The sequence below is a fragment of the Pseudomonas sp. TE6288 genome, from assembly GCF_054062095.1.
In genome coordinates, this window is the sequence record NZ_JBSSEW010000001.1 from 366,666 (window position 1) to 385,003 (window position 18,338).

General features: G+C 65.8%; 13 protein-coding genes and 1 riboswitch. Of the genes, 7 read left to right on the forward strand and 6 right to left on the reverse strand.

All coding sequences use genetic code 11. The annotated features are described in order from the left end of the window. The first annotated feature begins 10 nt into the window (after nt 1-10). Complete coding sequence (locus tag ACVWY1_RS01640; RefSeq protein WP_457377695.1) at nt 11-910, forward strand: hydroxymethylglutaryl-CoA lyase; 900 nt, start codon at nt 11-13, stop codon at nt 908-910. A gap of 538 nt (nt 911-1,448) precedes the next feature. Here the strand turns inward: ACVWY1_RS01640 and ACVWY1_RS01645 are convergent. Both ACVWY1_RS01645 and ACVWY1_RS01650 read right to left on the reverse strand, forming a co-directional pair. Further along, nucleotides 1,449-1,979: an MgtC/SapB family protein gene (locus ACVWY1_RS01645; protein WP_102684996.1), complete on the reverse strand. Its 531-nt coding sequence runs from the start codon at nt 1,977-1,979 to the stop codon at nt 1,449-1,451. Between the two features lie 32 nt (nt 1,980-2,011). Then, nucleotides 2,012-4,888: an HD domain-containing phosphohydrolase gene (locus tag ACVWY1_RS01650; protein ID WP_457377696.1), complete on the reverse strand. Its 2,877-nt coding sequence runs from the start codon at nt 4,886-4,888 to the stop codon at nt 2,012-2,014. A gap of 569 nt (nt 4,889-5,457) precedes the next feature. Between ACVWY1_RS01650 and ACVWY1_RS01655 the strand changes: the two genes are divergently transcribed. After that, the gene (locus tag ACVWY1_RS01655; protein ID WP_457377697.1) at nt 5,458-6,816 is read left to right on the forward strand and encodes an 8-oxoguanine deaminase; all 1,359 of its coding nucleotides are present in this window, start codon (nt 5,458-5,460) and stop codon (nt 6,814-6,816) included. A gap of 82 nt (nt 6,817-6,898) precedes the next feature. On the opposite strand, the gene ACVWY1_RS01660 is transcribed toward ACVWY1_RS01655, so the two are convergent. Genes ACVWY1_RS01660 through ACVWY1_RS01670 form a run of 3 tightly spaced genes read right to left on the reverse strand, consistent with a single transcriptional unit; the run spans nt 6,899 to nt 10,510 of the window. Continuing rightward, nucleotides 6,899-7,822 (reverse strand): ABC transporter substrate-binding protein, encoded by a 924-nt coding sequence (locus ACVWY1_RS01660; protein ID WP_457377698.1) that lies wholly within the window; start codon nt 7,820-7,822, stop codon nt 6,899-6,901. Next, nucleotides 7,815-8,543, reverse strand: coding sequence for a (2Fe-2S) ferredoxin domain-containing protein (locus ACVWY1_RS01665; protein WP_457377699.1), 729 nt, complete (start codon nt 8,541-8,543; stop codon nt 7,815-7,817). The genes ACVWY1_RS01660 and ACVWY1_RS01665 overlap by 8 nt, the downstream gene beginning before the upstream one ends. 11 nt (nt 8,544-8,554) lie before the next feature. Then, nucleotides 8,555-10,510: a TonB-dependent receptor plug domain-containing protein gene (locus tag ACVWY1_RS01670; protein ID WP_457377700.1), complete on the reverse strand. Its 1,956-nt coding sequence runs from the start codon at nt 10,508-10,510 to the stop codon at nt 8,555-8,557. Nucleotides 10,511-10,600: 90 nt separating this feature from the next. Then, nucleotides 10,601-10,978: riboswitch (cobalamin riboswitch) on the reverse strand. Nucleotides 10,979-11,120: 142 nt separating this feature from the next. Between ACVWY1_RS01670 and ACVWY1_RS01675 the strand changes: the two genes are divergently transcribed. The 3 genes from ACVWY1_RS01675 to ACVWY1_RS01685 all read left to right on the forward strand — a co-directional run bounded on the left by ACVWY1_RS01675 (nt 11,121) and on the right by ACVWY1_RS01685 (nt 15,174). Beyond that, nucleotides 11,121-11,510 carry a DUF2946 family protein gene (locus ACVWY1_RS01675; protein WP_457377701.1) on the forward strand — a complete coding sequence of 130 codons (390 nt, stop codon included), beginning with the start codon at nt 11,121-11,123 and terminating at the stop codon, nt 11,508-11,510. Between the two features lie 71 nt (nt 11,511-11,581). Further along, nucleotides 11,582-13,714 (forward strand): TonB-dependent receptor, encoded by a 2,133-nt coding sequence (locus ACVWY1_RS01680; RefSeq protein WP_457377702.1) that lies wholly within the window; start codon nt 11,582-11,584, stop codon nt 13,712-13,714. Between the two features lie 5 nt (nt 13,715-13,719). Further along, complete coding sequence (locus ACVWY1_RS01685) at nt 13,720-15,174, forward strand: PepSY domain-containing protein (protein ID WP_457377716.1); 1,455 nt, start codon at nt 13,720-13,722, stop codon at nt 15,172-15,174. A gap of 50 nt (nt 15,175-15,224) precedes the next feature. Here the strand turns inward: ACVWY1_RS01685 and ykgO are convergent, their stop codons facing one another. Beyond that, on the reverse strand, nt 15,225-15,371 hold the full coding sequence (gene ykgO / locus ACVWY1_RS01690; RefSeq protein ID WP_023632134.1) for a type B 50S ribosomal protein L36: 147 nt from the start codon (nt 15,369-15,371) through the stop codon (nt 15,225-15,227). 133 nt (nt 15,372-15,504) lie between these two features. Here ykgO and ACVWY1_RS01695 point away from each other — a divergent pair, with 133 nt between their 5' ends. Together ACVWY1_RS01695 and alkB are read left to right on the forward strand one after the other, a co-directional pair. After that, the gene (locus ACVWY1_RS01695; RefSeq protein WP_277504446.1) at nt 15,505-17,595 is read left to right on the forward strand and encodes a TonB-dependent siderophore receptor; all 2,091 of its coding nucleotides are present in this window, start codon (nt 15,505-15,507) and stop codon (nt 17,593-17,595) included. Between the two features lie 81 nt (nt 17,596-17,676). After that, nucleotides 17,677-18,321 carry a DNA oxidative demethylase AlkB gene (gene alkB, locus ACVWY1_RS01700; RefSeq protein ID WP_198755586.1) on the forward strand — a complete coding sequence of 215 codons (645 nt, stop codon included), beginning with the start codon at nt 17,677-17,679 and terminating at the stop codon, nt 18,319-18,321. Nucleotides 18,322-18,338: the final 17 nt, after the last annotated feature.

Below are 18,338 nucleotides of genomic sequence, written 5' to 3' on the forward strand. Positions count from 1 at the left end.
GAAGCCCGCCATGTCATTGCCCAAGAATGTCCGCCTGGTCGAAGTCGGCCCGCGCGACGGCCTGCAGAACGAAGCCCAGCCCATCAGCGTCGCCGACAAGGTGCGCCTGGTGGACGACCTCACCGACGCCGGGCTCGCCTACATAGAAGTGGGCAGCTTCGTCTCGCCCAAATGGGTCCCGCAGATGGCCGGCTCCGGCGAAGTGTTCGCCGGTATCCGTCAGCGCGAGGGGGTCACCTATGCGGCGCTGGCGCCCAACCTGCGCGGTTTCGAGGATGCCCTGGCCGCCGGGGTGAAGGAAGTGGCGGTGTTCGCGGCGGCGTCCGAAGCGTTCTCCCAGCGCAACATCAATTGCTCGATCAGTGACAGCCTCAAGCGTTTCGAGCCGATCATGGAGGCCGCCCGCAGCCAGGGTGTGCGGGTGCGCGGTTATGTCTCCTGCGTGCTCGGCTGCCCCTACGAGGGACGCATCAGCGCCGAGCAGGTGGCACCAGTGGCCAAGGCCCTGCACGACATGGGCTGCTATGAAGTATCGCTGGGCGACACCATCGGCACCGGCACCGCCGGTGACACCCGCCGCCTGTTCGAGGTGGTCTCGGCTCAGGTGCCCCGCGCGCAACTGGCCGGGCACTTCCACGACACCTATGGCCAGGCGCTGGCCAACGTCTATGCCAGCCTGCTCGAGGGCATCAGCGTGTTCGACAGCTCGGTGGCCGGCCTGGGCGGCTGCCCCTACGCCAAGGGCGCCACCGGTAACGTCGCCAGCGAGGATGTGGTGTACCTGCTGCAAGGGCTGGGCATCGACACGGGTATAGACCTGGACCAGCTCATCGCCGCGGGCCTGCGTATCAGCGAAGTGCTCGGGCGCGCCACCGGTTCGCGGGTGGCGAAGGCCCGCGGCGTTCGCTGAGTCACACGGTTGTCACACAGGTGTGGGTGGAGTGTTACCGCCTACACGCTGTGCAGAAGAAAATCGGGTAACAGGGAAACAATTCGACAAATTTTCACGTGCCAATCCACTCTGCAAAATCACCAAACCATTGATTTTAAAGGGTTTGTAAAAGTTGGCACGCCACCTGCTATATCTTTTGGCATAACAAGAACAAAAAACGCGATACCCAATAAAAACAACAGTAAACGGCTCTGACATAACAAGAACAACACGGCAGAGGCGTAGCAAGCAGATTTTTTTGGAGTCGACGTGCATTCCAGGGGTTCCGGCCCCGCAACCTGGCAAGAACAATAAAACTACCTCCGAGGTAGCGGCAGTCAAGGTTGGATCACGTTGGATGAACGCAGGTCAGCGCTCAAAAAAATACGTTTGCTCTTGGCCCCGGTTGGGGGCCCCGCAGTGCAGAGACGACAGCCGACAAAAACAACAACAGGCCAGTCTCCAATAATAAGAAAAGAGCAGGCAACAACGCTTATGAGGGGAGCTTCGGCTCCCCTCAGTGCTTCCTGCCCTCCTCCTCCTCGCGCTTGTCCTCATGCTCGCCTTCGACCTTGTCCACCAGCAACGGCATGCTTGCCAGCACCAACAGCGCCAGCACCGTGCTGATCAGTGCCGTGGCCTCGCGCCCCATCCCTGCAGCCGTGCCGATGGCGGCGGTCATCCATAGCCCGGCGGCGGTGGTCAGGCCCTTGACGTGACTGGTGTCGCGGCCGTTGCCCTTGAGAATCGTGCCCGCGCCGAGAAAGCCGATACCGGCGACGATGCCCTGGATCACCCGGCTCAACGCCTGCTCGTCCGCCCCGGCCATGCTCGGCGCCAGGACGAACAAGGCCGCGCCCATGGACACCAGCATGTGCGTGCGCACGCCGGCCGACTTGCCCTTGCTCTCGCGCTCGAAGCCCAGCACCGCCCCCAGCAAGGCCGCCATCAGCAGGCGGATGAGGATCCGCGAGACCTCGCGCTCGTCGGCAACATCGGCGAATTCGGTGTGCAACGTCGCCAAAAAGGCTTGCCAGAATGCTTCCATCGGATGTCTCCAGAGATCCCGCCGAACAGGTCTCAAGGAGTGTAGGTGGATTGCTCAGGCGTGAAACCCTGCAACTGCTCCAGCCAGTACGCCACGTCCAGTTCGTCGATCTGCTCGGGGCGCAGGAAGCGCTCGGCATATTGCCGGTACACCCCTCTACTCAGGAACAAGCGCAGCAACTGCCCGTCGACATGCTTGTCCCGCGCCATGAACACCAGGATCTTCACCGACTCGGACAGGGTCTTCGGCGCCTTGTAGGGCCGGTCCGCCGCGGTCAGTGCCTCAAAGATGTCGGCAATCGCCATCACCCGCTCGGGGATGCTCAGCGCCTCCTTGCCAAGCCTGCGCGGGTAGCCGCTGCCGTCCAGCTTCTCGTGATGGTTGCCGGCGATTGACGGCACGCGCCTGAGCTGGCGCGGGAACGGCAGCGCGCTGAGCATGATGATGGTCTGCACGATGTGCTCGTTGATCTTGAAGCGCTCTTCGTCGTTGAGCGTGCCGCGGCGGATCGACAGGTTGTACAGCTCGCCGTGGTTGCTGGCATGGGCCGGCAGGCGCATGTCGAAACCCCAGTGGTTGCGCGGGTCGTCCTTGGCCACCGGCGGCGTACGAGCGCCCCAGGGCACCCGGTGCTCATCGCGGTCGGCAAGCAGTGGCTCGTCCACTGGCAAGGTTGCCGCCGAGGTGTCGGTGAACCGCGCTGCCTCGTCGCGGGAGATGCCCAGGCGGTTGTCGAAGTGCCGCCGCCAGCGGCGCTGGCCAATAGTGCGCAGGCGCTCGATGTCGGCCTCCTGCATGAACTCGCCACCGATGTTGGCGTTGGCGACGAAGGCGAAGTCCTCCTGCAAGGTTGCCCGGCATGCCTCCAGCGTGCGCCGCAGCGCCGGCTCATCATCGCCGTTGGCCACGCCTTGCCAGTAGGCGATTTCGGCATCGCGCCAGAGCACCTCGAAGCGCATGCGCACCTCGTGGATGCGGTTGTACAAGGTCTCGAGCTTGGTCGCCTTGTCCACCACGTATTCGGGGCTGGTGATCTTGCCGCAGTCGTGCAGCCAGGCGGCCACGCGGAATTCGTAGCGCTCGGCCTCGCTCATGCTGAAGTCGGCATAGGGGCCGCTGTCAGCCTGCACGGCCTGGTCCAAGAGCATCTGCGCCAGTTGCGGCACCCGTTCGCAATGGCCGCCGGTATAGGGGCTCTTGGCGTCGATGGCGTCGGCCAACAACTTGATCATGGCGTCCAGCAGGCGTTGCTGGGCCTCGACCAGCTGACGGGTCTCGATGGCCACGGCGGCTGCACCGGACAGTTCCTCGACAAAGCGCTGGAACGGTTGGCCCACGGCCGCGTTCGCATCGGCGAGTTGCAGCACCAGGATGCCGAGCAGCGCCTGGCCGCGGTCATTGAGCACCACCGCCAGGCTGCGCCCTTGCCATGCGAGGGCTTGGGTCACCGCGCTGGCCAGGTCCTGCCGCTCGCCTTCAGGTAGCGTCAGTTCCTCGGGGTAGTCATGGCCGCGACTGGCGGCGGCCAGGCGCAACCGGCTGTTGTCGTCGTACAGATACACCGCACCGGCACTGACGCCTGCTGCCGCCACCAGGTGATTGAGCACGCCGTCGAGCATGCTTTCGAGTTGGGTCTCGCGGCTCAACGTAAGGGTGATCGCCTGAAAGTTGCGGATGGTGCCGGACATACGGCTCAGCACCCGGCTCAGCTCACGCACTTCGCAGACCCGCGAGACAACGCCCACCTCACGGCTGAAATCGAAACTGGCCAGGCCCTGCACCTGCTCGGTCAGCCGGCGCAACGGACGGCCGATGCGTCGGCCCAGTAGCCCGCCAAGCAACAACAACACAGCTGCCACGGCTACGGCCCAGAGCAATTGCTCGAACAGCACCTTGCGCGCCCCGGCCAGCAGTTCGTGGGCCGGCACGGCGATCAGCACCTGCAGGTCCTGCCCGGCCATGGAGGTAAGCGGCAGGCGCATGCCGTACCAGGTCTGCCCCTCGACCTGGTACGGCTGCGGGCTCGCGCCCTGGGGCATGTCGGCGTAGATATGCGCAAGGCTGCCGATGCCCAGCTCGCCGATGCGCGACAGGCGCACGCTCTCACCCTCGCGCACGACAACCCGTTGCAGGTCCGGGTAGGCCACTACGTTGCCCTGATCGTCGACCACGGCGATCTCGGTGCCGGCGGTGATGCGCAGGTCGCGGCTCTCGCTGGCCAGGTCATTGACCGAGACATCCATGCCGATCACCGCCGTGCCCTCGGCGCTGCGCTGGGCCATGGTCAGGCCGATCTCGCGGGTGGTAAAGAATACGTAGGGACGAGTGAGTACGGTCTCGGGCTGCGCGCTGGCTTCGATGAACCAAGGCCGTTGGCGTGGATCGTATTGGTAGTCGGGCTTGCTCTGGCGCTGCAACAGGGTCAGTAGCGAGTCATAGAAGCGCCACTCGCCCTGCATCGCGCCATCGGCGCCCTGGGTGACGGTCTGCACCAGGAACGCCGTGTCCGCCGGTGCCGCGAAACGCTGCAACAGCTGCGGGTCGCGCAAGCGGCGGACCAGCAGGAATTCACCATTGGGGTAACCGACGTAGGCGGCGCTGAGCATGCGGTTGGCACGCAGGCTCTCGACCAGTTGCGGCAATTGCTCGAGGCGCTCGGCCAACGTACCCGACGCCGGGCTGAAGGCCAGCAGGCGAATGCTGCTCTGCACCGGGTCGACCAGGCGCCGGGCGCGCTCGTCGATAGTTCGGCCGACCTGCTGGGCGGCATCGCCGGCGGCGGCCACCAGGGCCTGGCGCACGCCCAGGTAGCCTTGCCAGGCCAGGGCCGCGCCCAGTGCCAGCATGCCCAGCATGATCGCCAATGCCACCAGCCACTGCAGGGAAATGCTCCGGCCACGGTTGTTCATGGCCGTCTACTTCGAGCGGACACCCGTCCAGCCATCTGCCTCATCATCGCGCAGCCCATCCCAGTTACTCCCGTGTGGCGATTTCCACAGTGTAATCAGCCCATGCGAACGTGCTGGCCCGAGATATCCGCTGGCCGCGAGACAGCCAGATAGTGGCATGATGCCATGCAAGACTGCATGAACTTTTCCGGAGCGATTGCAGGGCGCGGTTAGATGAAACAATCCATCGTATACAAAACAAGCGAATTCTGTTTACACTGCCTCGCGCCTACGACAACGGTCATCGCCGTTGCGTATTGCGACAGGCTCAAGCCATGCGACATCCACTACCGCCCGCCTTCACCGGGCATCCTTCCCGAATGCCGCTTGCCGCATTCGCCTTGTCACCGTCTGCCCACCTGCCCGATGCGCCCGCCATGGCGCAGCCTTCGCACGTGCGCGGTGAACCGTTCGCCCCTGTCATCGACGCCCGGCCACGCCGCGGCGCCTGACGGCCCTGGTGCGCCCGGCCCATGCACCAGGCGCCTCTCTACAATCAGAAAACACATCCCAAACGGGAGGGGACACACATGCCCAAGACCCTACTGGTCAAGAACGCCGAACTGCTGGTGACCATGGACGGCGAACGCCGTGAAATCAAACGCGGTGGCCTGTACATCGAAGACAACGTGATCCGCCAGGTCGGCCCCAGCGAAACGCTGCCGCAAAACGCCGACGTGATCCTCGACATGACCGGCAAGGTGGTCATCCCGGGCCTGGTCAACACCCACCACCACATGTACCAGAGCCTTACCCGCGTGGTGCCGGCGGCCCAGGACGGCGAGCTGTTCAACTGGCTGACCAACCTCTATCCGATCTGGGCGCGACTGACCCCGGAGATGATCGCGGTCTCGACCCAGACGGCCATGGCCGAACTGATCCTCTCGGGCTGCACCACCTCCAGCGACCACCTGTACATCTACCCCAACGGCTGCAAGCTCGACGACAGCATCCACGCCGCCGAGGAAATCGGCATGCGCTTCCACGCCGCTCGCGGCAGCATGAGCGTCGGCCGCAGCCAGGGCGGCCTGCCGCCGGACTCGGTGGTGGAAAAGGAAAGCGACATCCTCAAGGAATCCCAGCGTCTGATCGAGGATTACCACGACGCCAGCCATGGCTCGATGCGGCGCGTGGTGGTGGCGCCCTGCTCGCCGTTCTCTGTCAGCCGCGACCTGATGCGCGAAGCAGCGGTCCTGGCCCGGGAGTACGGCGTGTCGCTGCATACCCACCTGGCCGAGAACGTCAACGACATCGCCTACAGCCGCGAGAAGTTCGGCATGACCCCGGCCGAGTACGCCGAGGACCTGGGTTGGGTCGGCCACGATGTCTGGCACGCCCACTGCGTGCAGCTCGACCAGCACGGCATCGAGCTGTTCGCCCGCACCGGCACCGGGGTCGCCCACTGCCCGTGCTCGAACATGCGCCTGGCCTCAGGGATAGCGCCGATCCGCAAGATGCGCGACCACGGCGTGCCGGTGGGGCTGGGGGTCGATGGTTCGGCATCCAACGACGGCGCCAGCATGATCGGCGAGGTACGCCAGGCCTTGCTGCTGCAACGGGTCGGCTTTGGCCCGGATGCGATGACCGCCCGCGAAGCGCTGGAAATTGCCACCCTGGGCGGCGCCAAGGTACTCAACCGTGACGATATCGGTGCCCTGGCACCGGGCATGGTCGCCGACTTCGTCGCCTTCGACCTTGGCCATGTGGCCTATGCCGGCGCCCTCCACGACCCGCTGGCGGCGCTGGTGTTCTGCACCCCGACCCATGTTGACACCAGCGTGATCAACGGGCGCGTGGTGGTTCAGGACGGGCGCATCGCCACCGTTGACTTGCCGCGGGTACTGGAGCGTCACAACCAGCTGGCGCGGCAGTTGGTCCTCGGCGAGTAGCACAGCCCTTTCCAATCACACCGTTTGGCGTGGGAGCGGCGGTGCGCCGATGCGACTTGCCCCCGTGATCAGGGCTGACCTGCTATGGAACAGCCATTTCCTTGAGCCGCCGTGCCAGTTCCAGGGCCACCCGCCCGCTAGCCGGCGTAGGCATCAGCTGGGTGAACGGGATATCGATCATGCGGTTCTCGCGCACCGCCCGCAGGCTCGAAAGCACCGGGTCGCGGGTCAGCAACTGACGCTTGCGGCTGGCCGGCGACCACAGGGCGTCGGCCAGCAGGATCACGTCGGGGTCGCTGCTCAGCAATGCCTCACGGTTGATCGTCACGCGGTACTGGTCGATCCCGGCAAGCACATTGCGCGCCCCGGCGGCGGCCAGCAACGGCGTGACGAGCCCGCGTCCGCCCTCGCTGTCCAGCCCCCGCACCTCGCTGTCGAAGTAGAACACTGACAGCTGCTTGCCGGTCGGTGCGATCGACCTGGCCAGCGCCAAATCCGCCTCCATCGCCTCGATCAATGCCTGGGCCCTCGCCTGTCTGCCCAACAGCTCGCCGAACACAGTCAGGTCACGCCGGACATGGCCGTAGTAGTCCAGCGAGTGGCCGTTACAGGCCGACTCGAGCAGGTAGGTGGCAATCCCGTTGCCGGCCAATCTGCTGCGCGAGGTGATCCCATCGCCAAATGCCGTGGCGAATCCGCCGACCACCAGATCCGGCCTTTGCGCGTACAACACTTCGCTGGCCGGATACTCCCGGGCAATCACTGGCACACCCTGGTAGCGGCCCTGCTTGTAGGCGGCGCCGTTGTCGTCCAGGTAGGCCACCCCGACCATCGACGGACCCGCGCCGAGGGCGAGCAGCACGTCGGCCGCGTGCTGGTTGAGGGCGACGATACGCGCAGGCGCCGCAGCGGGCCGTTGCCAGTCCTGCCCGCAGTTGCGATAGCTGCCGGCCAGGGCAGGTGTGCCACAGCACAAGGCCAGCGACAGCAGCCAGGCTTTACGCATCGCACGCCCCTCCCTTGATCAACAGTCCTTCGGCGATCCTTGCGCCCTGCAGATGCGTTTCCACCAATTCCTCCACCTCCCGATCATCACGTACCCGATACCAGCAGCCGTCCGGGTGCACCGTCAACACGGGCCCCAGGTTGCAGGGAAACTGGCAACCGGTGCGGGTCAGCAGCACGCCGCCCGGGGTCTCGATCAGGTCACGTTCCAGCAACCGCCGGCGCAGGCGTTTCCACAGCGGCAAGGCGCCGCGCCGTACACAGCGTGGGCCGGTGCAGAGGAACACCTGGCGGGCATGCTCGGGTACCCGCGACCAGTCCGGGTCGCTGGCCACCGCGTTGACCTGGTCGCACGCCAGGTGGCGCACAGGTTCGCCGATGCTGGCACAGGCCACTCGCGCATCCAGGCCGCGCCGCCCCAGGGCCTGGGCCGTGACCCAGACGCCGGCCCGACCTTGCGCCAGGCGCCCCAGCTCATCGCGCAGCCAGTCAAGGTAGGCGCTGTCCGAGGTGGGTTCCAGGTCCACCACCAGCAGGCGTTCCACGCCCTGGTCGAGGGCCTCGCGGACCACCGCCCAGAGCCCGTCGAACCCCTCCAGGGTGTCGACGATATCCCGGCCCGCCTCGTGGCCACGCAGGTCACGAATCTCGGCGCCAAAAGCTTCCGCCGCCGAGCCGCCACCCAGGCCGGGGCCGACGAACAACACGCGCTGGTAGTCCATGCTCACGCCCCTCAGAAGGTGTAGGTGTAGCGCAGTTCGCTGGTGAACGGCCGCCCGAGATTGTCAACGTTACTCGCCCGACTGGTGACATAGTCGCGGTCGAACAGGTTCTCCACCAGCAGGCTCAGCCGGTGCTGGCGGGCGCCGTCCAGGTAGCGATAAGCATCGGCGTCGACCACCGAGTAATGGCCGTAGTCGACGCCTTTGGAGCTGACCACGTCGCGGATATAGCGAATGGCGCCCCCGGCCCCCCACCTGCGGTCCGCCGATTCGTAACCGAGCCGCGAACGGGCGAAGAAACTCGGCACGTCGTTGATCGTTGCCCCGGTGCGCGTCTCGGTGAAGTTGCGGGTCATGTCGGCCTGCAGGCTCCATTGGTCGTCGAGCTGGATACGCGCATCGGCCTCGAAGCCACGCATCTGTACCTGCCCCTGGCCGTTGACCCACTGGCTGCCGTCCAGGGTGATCAAGTCGGTGATCTTGCGGCGGAACACGGTGACGCTGGCGCTGAATTCACGCTCCAGCAGCAGGCCGTGGTAGTCCAGGCCAAGCTCGGCATTGCGGCTCTTCTCGGGCTTGAGGTCGCGGTTGCCGATCTCGTCGCCTGGCTCGTTGACGAACAGCTGCTCGGCGTTCGGCAACTTGTAGGCGCTGCCATACTGGCCGCGCAGTTGCCAGTTGTCGTTCAGGTCGTACAGCGAGGTGAGCATGCCGACGGTGGCGCTGTCGCCGCCGCTCATGGCCTCGTGGCGCAGGCCGAGGCTCGGGTGCCAGTTGGGCAAGGCCTCGATCCTGGGCCGCAGTTGGGCGTACAACGCATTGGCCTGGGCCTCGTTGTCGTCGATCACCAGCACGTCGTCCTGGCCCTTGAACCACTGGTTGTCGGAACCGAACACCAGCACGTGGCCGCCGTCGAGCTCGGCCTTGCCCTCGGCCTGCACGCCCCAATCGGTGAAGCCCCAGTAGTCGTTGTGGTTGACCACGTCGCGGGAGCCGTCGGCGCGGTTGTTGATGCGCGTGTAGCGAGTGTCCCAGTCGTTGACGTGGCCCTTGACGAAGTAGCTCAGGCGTTCGCTGATGCGCTGTTCGAAGGTGGCCGTGGCGATCTGCTGCACGCGGTCATTGGTGGTCTTGTAATTGTTCACCGGTCGGGCGAAATCGAGGTTGGCGTCGGTGTACTGGTAGAACAGCTCCAGCCGCGCATCGTCGCCGAAGGCCTGGATCGCCTTGCCGCCGAAGGTGGTCACCTCGTAGCCGCGCTTCTTGTCGCTGACGTTGCCGCTGTAGTCGCGGTTGCGAAACGGCTGGTAACCGTCGGAGACGTTGTGACTGACATAGGCCAGCAGGCCCAGGTCGCCGAAGCCATTGCTGAAGATCCGCTCGACGCGGGCGTCCTTGCTGCTGCCGGCGAAGCTGTCCAGGCCCAGGTTGACCTCACCTGAAGCCTGACGGCGTTGCGGGCTGCGGGTGACGATATTGATCACCCCCGCCACGGCCTGGGTGCCGAACAACAGGCTCTGGCCGCCCTTGAGCACCTCGATGCGCTCCACCGCGTTGGCCGGCAGGGTGTCCAGGTACAGGCCGCCGTACAGGCGGTTGTTCAGGCGTACACCGTCGAGCAGGATCAGGGTGTCGTCGTTGCGCCCGCCGAGCAGCGAGTAGGTGCCGTAGTCGAACGGGCCGTTCTTCGGCGCGACGTAGAAGCCGGGGATGAACATCTGCATCACCCGGGTGATGTCGGCGCCGGGGCCGGCGCGCTCGATCTGCTCGCGGCTGACGATCTCAACCTTGCTGCCGTACTGGGCCATGGCGGCGACCGTGGTCGACTCCACCGACGGCGCGGCGACGATCTGCTGGTCGAGGATCAGGGGGGTGTTTTCGGCCAGTGCCAGGGGGCTGGCCAGGCAGCCCAGGAACAAGGTCCGGGCCTTGGGGAAACGACGTCGGGAGTGAATCACAGCAATCATGCTCTTCTCGAAAGTGACTTTCGCAGAAGCACGCAGGAGCACGGATCGCGCACACGCCAATACCGGCCCATGCCCGCCCACCGCAGGAGTTTGCCTACAACATTCCAGGCCGGTCTCCGGGCTCGCAAGACAAGGGTTCGTACGGAAAGTCGCCGAGCGGCGATCAGGCAAGGCGAAAACAGGCGAGGAACGGCCGGGGTCGCGCCCGACTTGACTGGTTGTCAATGAGCATTCCGACCGGGCTGGCGCACCAGCCTGTTTTCAACGCAGCATGATCGTCGCGCAGGCACTTTCCGTGCAAAGCCTAGATGTCTTCACCTTCCCATGACGCGCGGGCCACAGTGGTCTGTCGAAGGCATCACTTGCATACCGTTGCGGGGGCAGCACCGGACTGGCGCGAAGCGCGTACCGGTTTCCCGTTTCACCCCGTGCGCGACGGCATGGGGCACCTGAAATCGGTCGGCATCTGAACACCTGGGGCCAATGGGCGTCAAGCGAGGCGAGCGAATCGTTTCGAATGTTTTTTATCGCCGGAACACTCTAGTCAGATGTGTCAAAAGTTGTAGAATCCGCACGCCTAACCCATTCCCATTCCCTTCGAGCTTTGCCGATGAAGCTGGCCCGCCACACACGATCGCAAGTCGCCTGGGTGCTGTATTTCAGCATCCTGTTCGGCTCGTTGCTGTGCGCCATGGGCCATGGACAGATGGCAGGCTTTCGCCTGGCCGGCCTGGATGACGCCGCCTGGTGCGCGGCCGACAGCAGCGGCGTGTTCAAGGGCGACCAGGACATCACCGACCCGGTGCTGCCCGCCGGCGGCGACTGCGTGATCGCCAGCCTGTTCAGCGCCACCCTGCTGGCGGTGTTCTTCGGCCTGCTGGCCCTGCTCGCCGGGGAGTCGAGCAAACCCTTACCCAGACAACCCGCGCCGACCCTGCCCAAGCAGCGCTGGCCCCTGGTCAATCCCCGCGCCTCCCCCGCTTCGCTTCTCGCGTTCTGACATCGCCACGCCCGAGTGCCGCCTGATCGGCAGCGGGCGTGCGCCCACCGATTTCAGCCAGGAAGCCTTGCATGTTCCGCATGACCACTTTGGCGCTGCTCGTTGGCAGCGCAACCTGCGCCTGGGCGCAGGATGACACCCTGACCCTGCCCGCCAGCAACGTCACGGCCACCGCCGCCACCAAAGAAGCCACCACCCTGGACCTCGACCGGCCTATCGAAAGCGGCTCGCGGCTCAACCTCAGCGCCCGCGAAAACCCGGCCTCGGTCAGCGTCGCCGACCGCAAGACCATGGAACGCATCGGCGCGCGCAACTTCCAGGACGCCGCCAACGCCCTGCCCGGGGTCAACGCCTCGGCACCGCCCGGCTGGGGCGGCTACGTGTCGTACCGTGGTTTCAACGGTGCCCAGGTCAGCCAGTTGTTCAACGGCATCAACCTGCAGTACGGCGCCGCCGGGCGCCCGGTCGGGGCATGGATCTACGACCGTGTCGAACTGCTCGGCGGGCCGTCGTCGTTCCTCAACGGCAGCGGCGCCGTGGGCGGCAGCCTGAACATGATCACCAAGCTGGCCAACCGCGACGAGGACACCTTCGAAGGCCGCGTCAGCTACGGCCGCTACGACACCATGGAAACCTCGGTCGGCTTCAACAAGGCGCTCAACAGCGGCGACGGCCCGCGCCACTACGCGCGGCTCGACTACAGCCGCACCAGTACCAATGGCTACATCGACCGCCAGGAGAACGGTGCCGGCAACCTGGCCTTCTCGCTGCTCAGCGACATCAACGACCAGCTGTCGCACACCCTGGCCATCGAGTACCTCGAAGAGAAGGAAGACAGCCCCTACTGGGGCGCGCCGGTGCTGCAACCGGCCAGCGGCACCCTGCACATCGACAAGCATCACCGTTTCGACAACTACAACGTCGAGGACGGCCGCTACGAGCAGCGCACCCGCTGGCTGCGCTCGATCACCGACTACCGCATCGACGACAGCAACCAGTTGCGCAACACCTTCTACCACTACAACGGCCAGCGCGATTACCGCAACCTCGAGGTGTACCGCTACACCCCCGGCAACACCGCCATCGCCCGCTCCGGCGGCTACCGCCAGCGCCACGACCAGGAGGTCAACGGCAACCGCGTCGAGCTGACCCACCAGGGCCAGCTGTTCGGCCTGGCCAGCGACTGGGCGTTCGGTATGGACTACAACCGCAACCAGCAGACCGCCTACCCGTTGTCCATTAACCCAAGCAATTTCAAATCTGACCACTTCCTCGACATCTCTGGCATGGACGCTCCACGCGCCAAGGGGCGCAGCACCACCACCGACACCACTGCGGGCTTTGTCGAAAACCGTACCCGCCTGACCGACCAGCTGTCGCTGGTCACCGCGCTGCGCTACGACCATATCGACTTCGACGTGGTCGACCACGTGACCCGGGCCAAGCTGAATCGGCGCTGGGATGCCTTCACCGGGCGCCTGGGGCTGGTCTATGACCTGACCTCCAATGTCAGCCTTTACACCCAGTACAGTACCTCGGCCGAGCCGCCAGGGGGCTCGCTTACCGGCGCGTCGATCAGCCAGGTCGGCGACTTCGACCTGAGCACCGGCAGGCAGGTGGAAGTGGGCAGCAAGGTCGACTTCCTCGACGGGCGCGGCTCGGCCACGGCGGCGGCCTACCGCATCGTGCGCAAGAACATCTCGGTGCCCTCCTCGACCGTGCCCAACACCACCGAGCAGGCCGGCCAGCAGACCTCCACCGGCATCGAGCTGGCGGCGTCGTTCAAGGTCACGCCCAAGCTGCTGGCAGCGGGCAACTTCAGCTGGGTCAACGCCGAATACGACGAGTTCAACGAGACCATCGGCGGCGTGGTTTACTCGCGCAAGGGCAAGAATCCGGTGAACATCCCCGACCGGGTGGCCAACCTCTGGCTGACCTACGACCTGGCGCCGGGCTGGCAGGTCGGCGCCGACGCCCGCTACGTCTCGGCGGTCTACGCCAACACCGCCAACACCCAGTGGGTGCCTTCGTACACCGTCTACGGGCTGTCGATGACCCACGACCTGGACCAGCACGTGCAACTCAGCGCCCGCCTGCGCAACCTCACCGACGAGGTCTACGCCCGCTTCATTCACCAGACCAACACCCAGTACTACCTGGGTGAGCCGCGCAGCCTGGAAGTCGCTGTGCAGTGGCGCTACTGATGGGCCTGAAGCGCCAGCTGTACCTGTGGCATCGCTGGCTGGGCATCGTCGCCTGCCTGTTCATGGCGCTGTGGTTCGTCTCCGGGGTGGTCATGCTGTATATCGGCTACCCCAAGCTGACCACGGCCGAGCGCCTGGCCCACCTGCCGGCCTTGCCGGCGGGATGCTGCGCCGAGTTGCCGGCGCAATGGGCTGAGCAGCCGTTGAAGGCGTTGCGCCTGACCAGCCTGGGCTGGCAACCGTACTATTTGCTGGAGCTGGCGGACGGTCGCCGCGTCACCCTCGATGCAGCCAACGGCGAGCCCCTGGCCAACGCCGACGCGGCCTGGGCCCTGGCCAATGCCCGGCAGTACGCCGGCAGCGCGGCATTGGCTTACCAGGGCACGCTGGACGAGGACATGTGGACCCACTCCCGGGCCCTGGACAGCGATCGCCCCTTGCACCGGGTGCAAGTGGACGATGCGGCCGGCACCTGGCTGTACCTGTCCGGACGCACCGGCGAGGTGGTGCGCGATGCGAGCGGCCGCGAGCGCGCCTGGAATTGGATCGGTGCCTGGTTGCACTGGCTCTATCCGTTGCGTGGCGGCCTGGGCTTCGACAATGGCTGGCGCACCCTGGTGATCGGCCTTTCACTGCTCGGCACGCTGATGGCGCTCATGGGCATCGCGGTGGGCATCCTGCGCCTGCGGCTGCGCAAACGCTACCGCAGCGGATCGTGCAGCCCCTACCCCGGCGGCTGGTTGCGCTGGCACCACATCGGCGGGCTGCTGTTCGGTGGGGTGCTGGTGCTGTGGGTGTTCAGCGGGTTGATGTCGATGCGCCCCTGGGGCGTGACCGACAGCCGCTCGCAGATCGCCTTGCAACAAGCGCCGCTGCGTGCCACCGACCTGCAACTGCCGATTGCCACGGCACTGGCCCGCTTGCGCGACGAAACCGGGTTCACCGCAGTGGAGTTGCAATGGCAACGCCTGGCCGACGTCACCTATGCAGTGGCCCGCAGCGCCGACGGCGACAGCCGCATCCTTGAAGCACACGCCCCGCCGGCGCGTACCTTCAGCCGGGAAAGGCTGCGGGCGGCCGCGCAAGCGATGGCTCCGGGGGTGACGGTGGCGGATGACTGGCAGAGCGCCTACGACTTCCACTACTTCGCCCGCGAGCCACAGAGCATGTACGGTTCCCAGGCGCGCCCACTGCCCGTGCTGCGCCTGCGCTTCGCCGACGCGGCGGACACCTGGGCCTACCTGGACCCTGCCAGCGGCACGCTGGTGGCCAGCCACGACCGGGCGCAACGTGCCGGGCGCTGGTTGTTCAACCTGTTGCACAGCTGGGATTGGCAACCGCTGCTGGCGCGGCCGCTGTTACGCGAAGGGTTGATCATCGGCCTGAGTAGCGGCGGCCTGGTGATAGCCCTCAGTGGTGTGGTACTGGCCTGGCGACGCCTGCGCAGGACGCTTCGGTAGCGTCATTGGAGCTGCTGAGCAGCCCCTTTCGCCTGACTGCCATTGACCGACTACCCGCGCTTTTTCTTTACCCCGCCCTGCCTGGCCTTGAACCGCGGATTGGACTTGCAGATCACATAGATCCGACCACGGCGCTTGACCACCTGGCAGTCACGATGACGGCGCTTGGCCTGCTTGAGTGAGGACAGTACTTGCATGAGAACCTCCGGATACGTAATAACATAACATTAACGCAAATCATTCTCATCGCGCAACCGCCCTGTCACACCTTCTTCTGGCGATGACTGGAACGATAATGTAATGTTATTACATATTTAACGGAGATCCCCCTTGAACCCTCGCGCTCCCCTTCTGGCCGGCCTGACCCTGGGCCTGTTCGGTCAACCGCTCGCTGCGGCCCAACCCCTGGTGCTGGACGAAACCTCGATCACCGACGCCTACCTCGAAGAACGCGCCGACGGCCCGGTCCAGGGTTATCGGGCCACCCGCTCGGCCACCGCCACGCGCACCGACACCGATATCCGCGACACCCCGCAGAGCATCGAAGTGGTGCCGGCCCAGGTACTCAAGGACCTCAACACCACCCGCATCGACCGCGCCCTGGACTTTGCCGGCGGCGTGTCGCGGCAGAACAACTTCGGTGGCCTGACCTTTCTCAACTACAGCGTGCGCGGCTTCACCACAGGGGAGCTGTACAAGAACGGCTTCGCCGTCAACCGCGGCAGCTACAGCGCGCCCGACACCTCCGGCATCGAGCGCATCGAGGTGCTCAAGGGCCCGGCCGCGAGCCTCTATGGCCGCGGCGACCCCGGCGGGCTGGTCAACATCGTCAGCAAGCGGCCCCAGGCCGAGACGTTCAGCACCGTGAACCTGAGCGCCGGCAGCTGGGACCGTTACCGCGGCACGCTGGACGCCAACGCGCCGCTGGACAGCCAAGGCAACCTGCTGGGCCGGGTCAACCTGGCGGTGGAGGACAACGGCAGCTTCCGCGATCACGTCAACAGCGAGCGACGGATCGTCAGCCCGTCGCTGAGCTGGCAACTGTCGCCCGACACCCGCCTGCTGCTGGACACCGAGTTTTCCCGCACCGAATCGGTGTTCGACCGCGGCATCCCGGCGGTCAATGGCCAGATGGGCTCGGTGCAGCGCTCGGCGTTCATGGGCGAGCCCAACGACGGCAAGATCCGCAACGACAACCAGACCGTCGACCTGGCCCTGGAGCACTTCCTCGACGACAACTGGAAACTGCGCCTGGCCAACCACTACACCCAGGGCACACTGAAGGGCAACAGCTCCGAGCCCCAGGCCCTGGTCGGCAACACGCTCACGCGCTTCTACCGCGAGCGCGACTTCGAGTGGAACGACAACATCACCCAAGCCGAGCTGCACGGCCAGTTCGAGCTGCTCGGCTGGCAGCACCAGAGCCTGATCGGCCTGGAATACGAGAACTACCGCAACAGCCAGAAGTACCCGCAGAGCGCGACCCTGGCCAGCTATGGCCTGGACATCCGCAACCCGGTGTACGGCAAGCCCAAGCCGGCCCTCACCCGCGCCAATGACTTCTTCGAACGCACCGAAAGCCATGCCCTCAACCTGCAGGACCAGATCGCCTTCAGCGAGCGCCTGCGCGGGCTGGTCGGGGTACGCCTGGAGCGCATCGAGCAGACCTCGCAGAACCGCAGCAGCGGTATCAGCAACAGCCAGGCCAAGGATGTCGCCACGCCCCGCGTCGGCCTGCTGTACCAGCTGACGCCGCAGGTCGGCGTGTTTGCCAACGCATCGACGTCGTTCAAGCCCAACACCATCGGCACCCAAGGGCAGGTGTACAAGCCCGAGAAAGGCCTCGGCTACGAGACCGGCCTGAAGCTCGACCTGTTCGACAGCCGCCTGGGCGCCACGGTGGCGCTGTTCCATATCGACAAGGAGAACGTCATCACCACCGATGCCCTGGGCGAGAGCATCGCGGCCGGCAAGGCGCGCAGCCAGGGCCTGGACCTGCAGTTCAGCGGCCAGCTCAGCGAGGCGGTGCGGGTGATCGGCGCCTATGCCTACATCGATGCCGAGGTCACCAAGGGCGATGCCAGCCTGCCCAAGGGCAGCGACCTGCTGGGCATTGCCCGTAACAGCGGCAGCGTGATGGGCGTGTATGAGTTCCAGAATGGCGCCCTGCGCGGTTCGGACCTGGGCGCGGCGTTCAACTATGTCGGCGAGCGCTCCGGTCAGGCCGGCAGCGCCTTCACCCTGCCCTCGTACAGCACGGTCGACCTGCTGGCGCACTACAAGGCCAGCGAGCAGGTCACTGTGGGTCTGAACCTCAACAACCTGTTCGATCGCAAGTACTACGAGCGCTCGTACAACAGTTCATGGGTGCTGCCGGGCGAGCCGCGCAATGTCAGTGTCAGCCTGACGCTCAGCCTCTGAGGCCGGCGCAGTGGCTCGCGATGCCCCACGCACCGGGGCATCGCGATACACTGTGCGGACACCACCCAAGCAGCCCCTGGCATGATCCAGTCCGATCTCGATCTGTTCGACGCACACCCCCAGCAGCTGGCCGCGCACACCACGCTGCTGCCAGGTTTCGCCTTGGCGGAGCTCGAGCCCCTGCTCGATGCCTTGCGCCCGGTGCTGCGCGCGGCGCCGTTTCGCCACATGCAGACCCCCGGCGGCCTGCGCATGGCCGTGGCGCTGAGCAATTGCGGCGCGCTGGGTTGGGTCAGCGACGCAAGCGGCTATCGTTACTCCGCCACCGACCCGGTCAGTGGCAAGCCCTGGCCTGCCCTGCCCCGGGTGCTGGTCGAGCTGGCCTCGCGCGCTGCCGCCCAGGCCGGGTTCGAGGGTTTCGTGGCGGATGCCTGCCTGATCAACCACTACCTGCCGGGTACCCGCCTGAGCCTGCATCAGGACCGCGACGAGCAGGACTACGCCCATCCGATCGTCTCGATCTCGCTGGGCCTGCCCGCAGTGTTCCTGTTCGGCGGGCTGCAACGCTCGGACCGTACCCGGCGCATACCGCTGAACCACGGCGACGTGCTGGTGTGGGGCGGCGAGGACCGCCTGCGCTTTCATGGCGTGCTGCCGATCAAGCCTGGCGTGCATCCGCGCATGGGCGAACGGCGGATCAATCTGACGCTGCGCAAGGCCGGCTGATCCTAGTGTGGTGTTTT

Excerpts from the sequence above, each read along its gene's own strand:
- ACVWY1_RS01675 (WP_457377701.1), top strand. The coding sequence starts at position 11,121 with ATGAAGCTGGCCCGCCACACACGATCGCAAGTCGCCTGGGTGCTGTAT.
- ACVWY1_RS01660 (WP_457377698.1), bottom strand. The coding sequence starts at position 7,822 with ATGCGTAAAGCCTGGCTGCTGTCGCTGGCCTTGTGCTGTGGCACACCT.
- ACVWY1_RS01670 (WP_457377700.1), bottom strand. The coding sequence starts at position 10,510 with ATGATTGCTGTGATTCACTCCCGACGTCGTTTCCCCAAGGCCCGGACC.
- ACVWY1_RS01680 (WP_457377702.1), top strand. The coding sequence starts at position 11,582 with ATGTTCCGCATGACCACTTTGGCGCTGCTCGTTGGCAGCGCAACCTGC.
- alkB (WP_198755586.1), top strand. The coding sequence starts at position 17,677 with ATGATCCAGTCCGATCTCGATCTGTTCGACGCACACCCCCAGCAGCTG.
- ACVWY1_RS01650 (WP_457377696.1), bottom strand. The coding sequence starts at position 4,888 with ATGAACAACCGTGGCCGGAGCATTTCCCTGCAGTGGCTGGTGGCATTG.
- ACVWY1_RS01655 (WP_457377697.1), top strand. The coding sequence starts at position 5,458 with ATGCCCAAGACCCTACTGGTCAAGAACGCCGAACTGCTGGTGACCATG.
- ACVWY1_RS01665 (WP_457377699.1), bottom strand. The coding sequence starts at position 8,543 with ATGGACTACCAGCGCGTGTTGTTCGTCGGCCCCGGCCTGGGTGGCGGC.
- ACVWY1_RS01645 (WP_102684996.1), bottom strand. The coding sequence starts at position 1,979 with ATGGAAGCATTCTGGCAAGCCTTTTTGGCGACGTTGCACACCGAATTC.
- ACVWY1_RS01640 (WP_457377695.1), top strand. The coding sequence starts at position 11 with ATGTCATTGCCCAAGAATGTCCGCCTGGTCGAAGTCGGCCCGCGCGAC.
- ykgO (WP_023632134.1), bottom strand. The coding sequence starts at position 15,371 with ATGCAAGTACTGTCCTCACTCAAGCAGGCCAAGCGCCGTCATCGTGAC.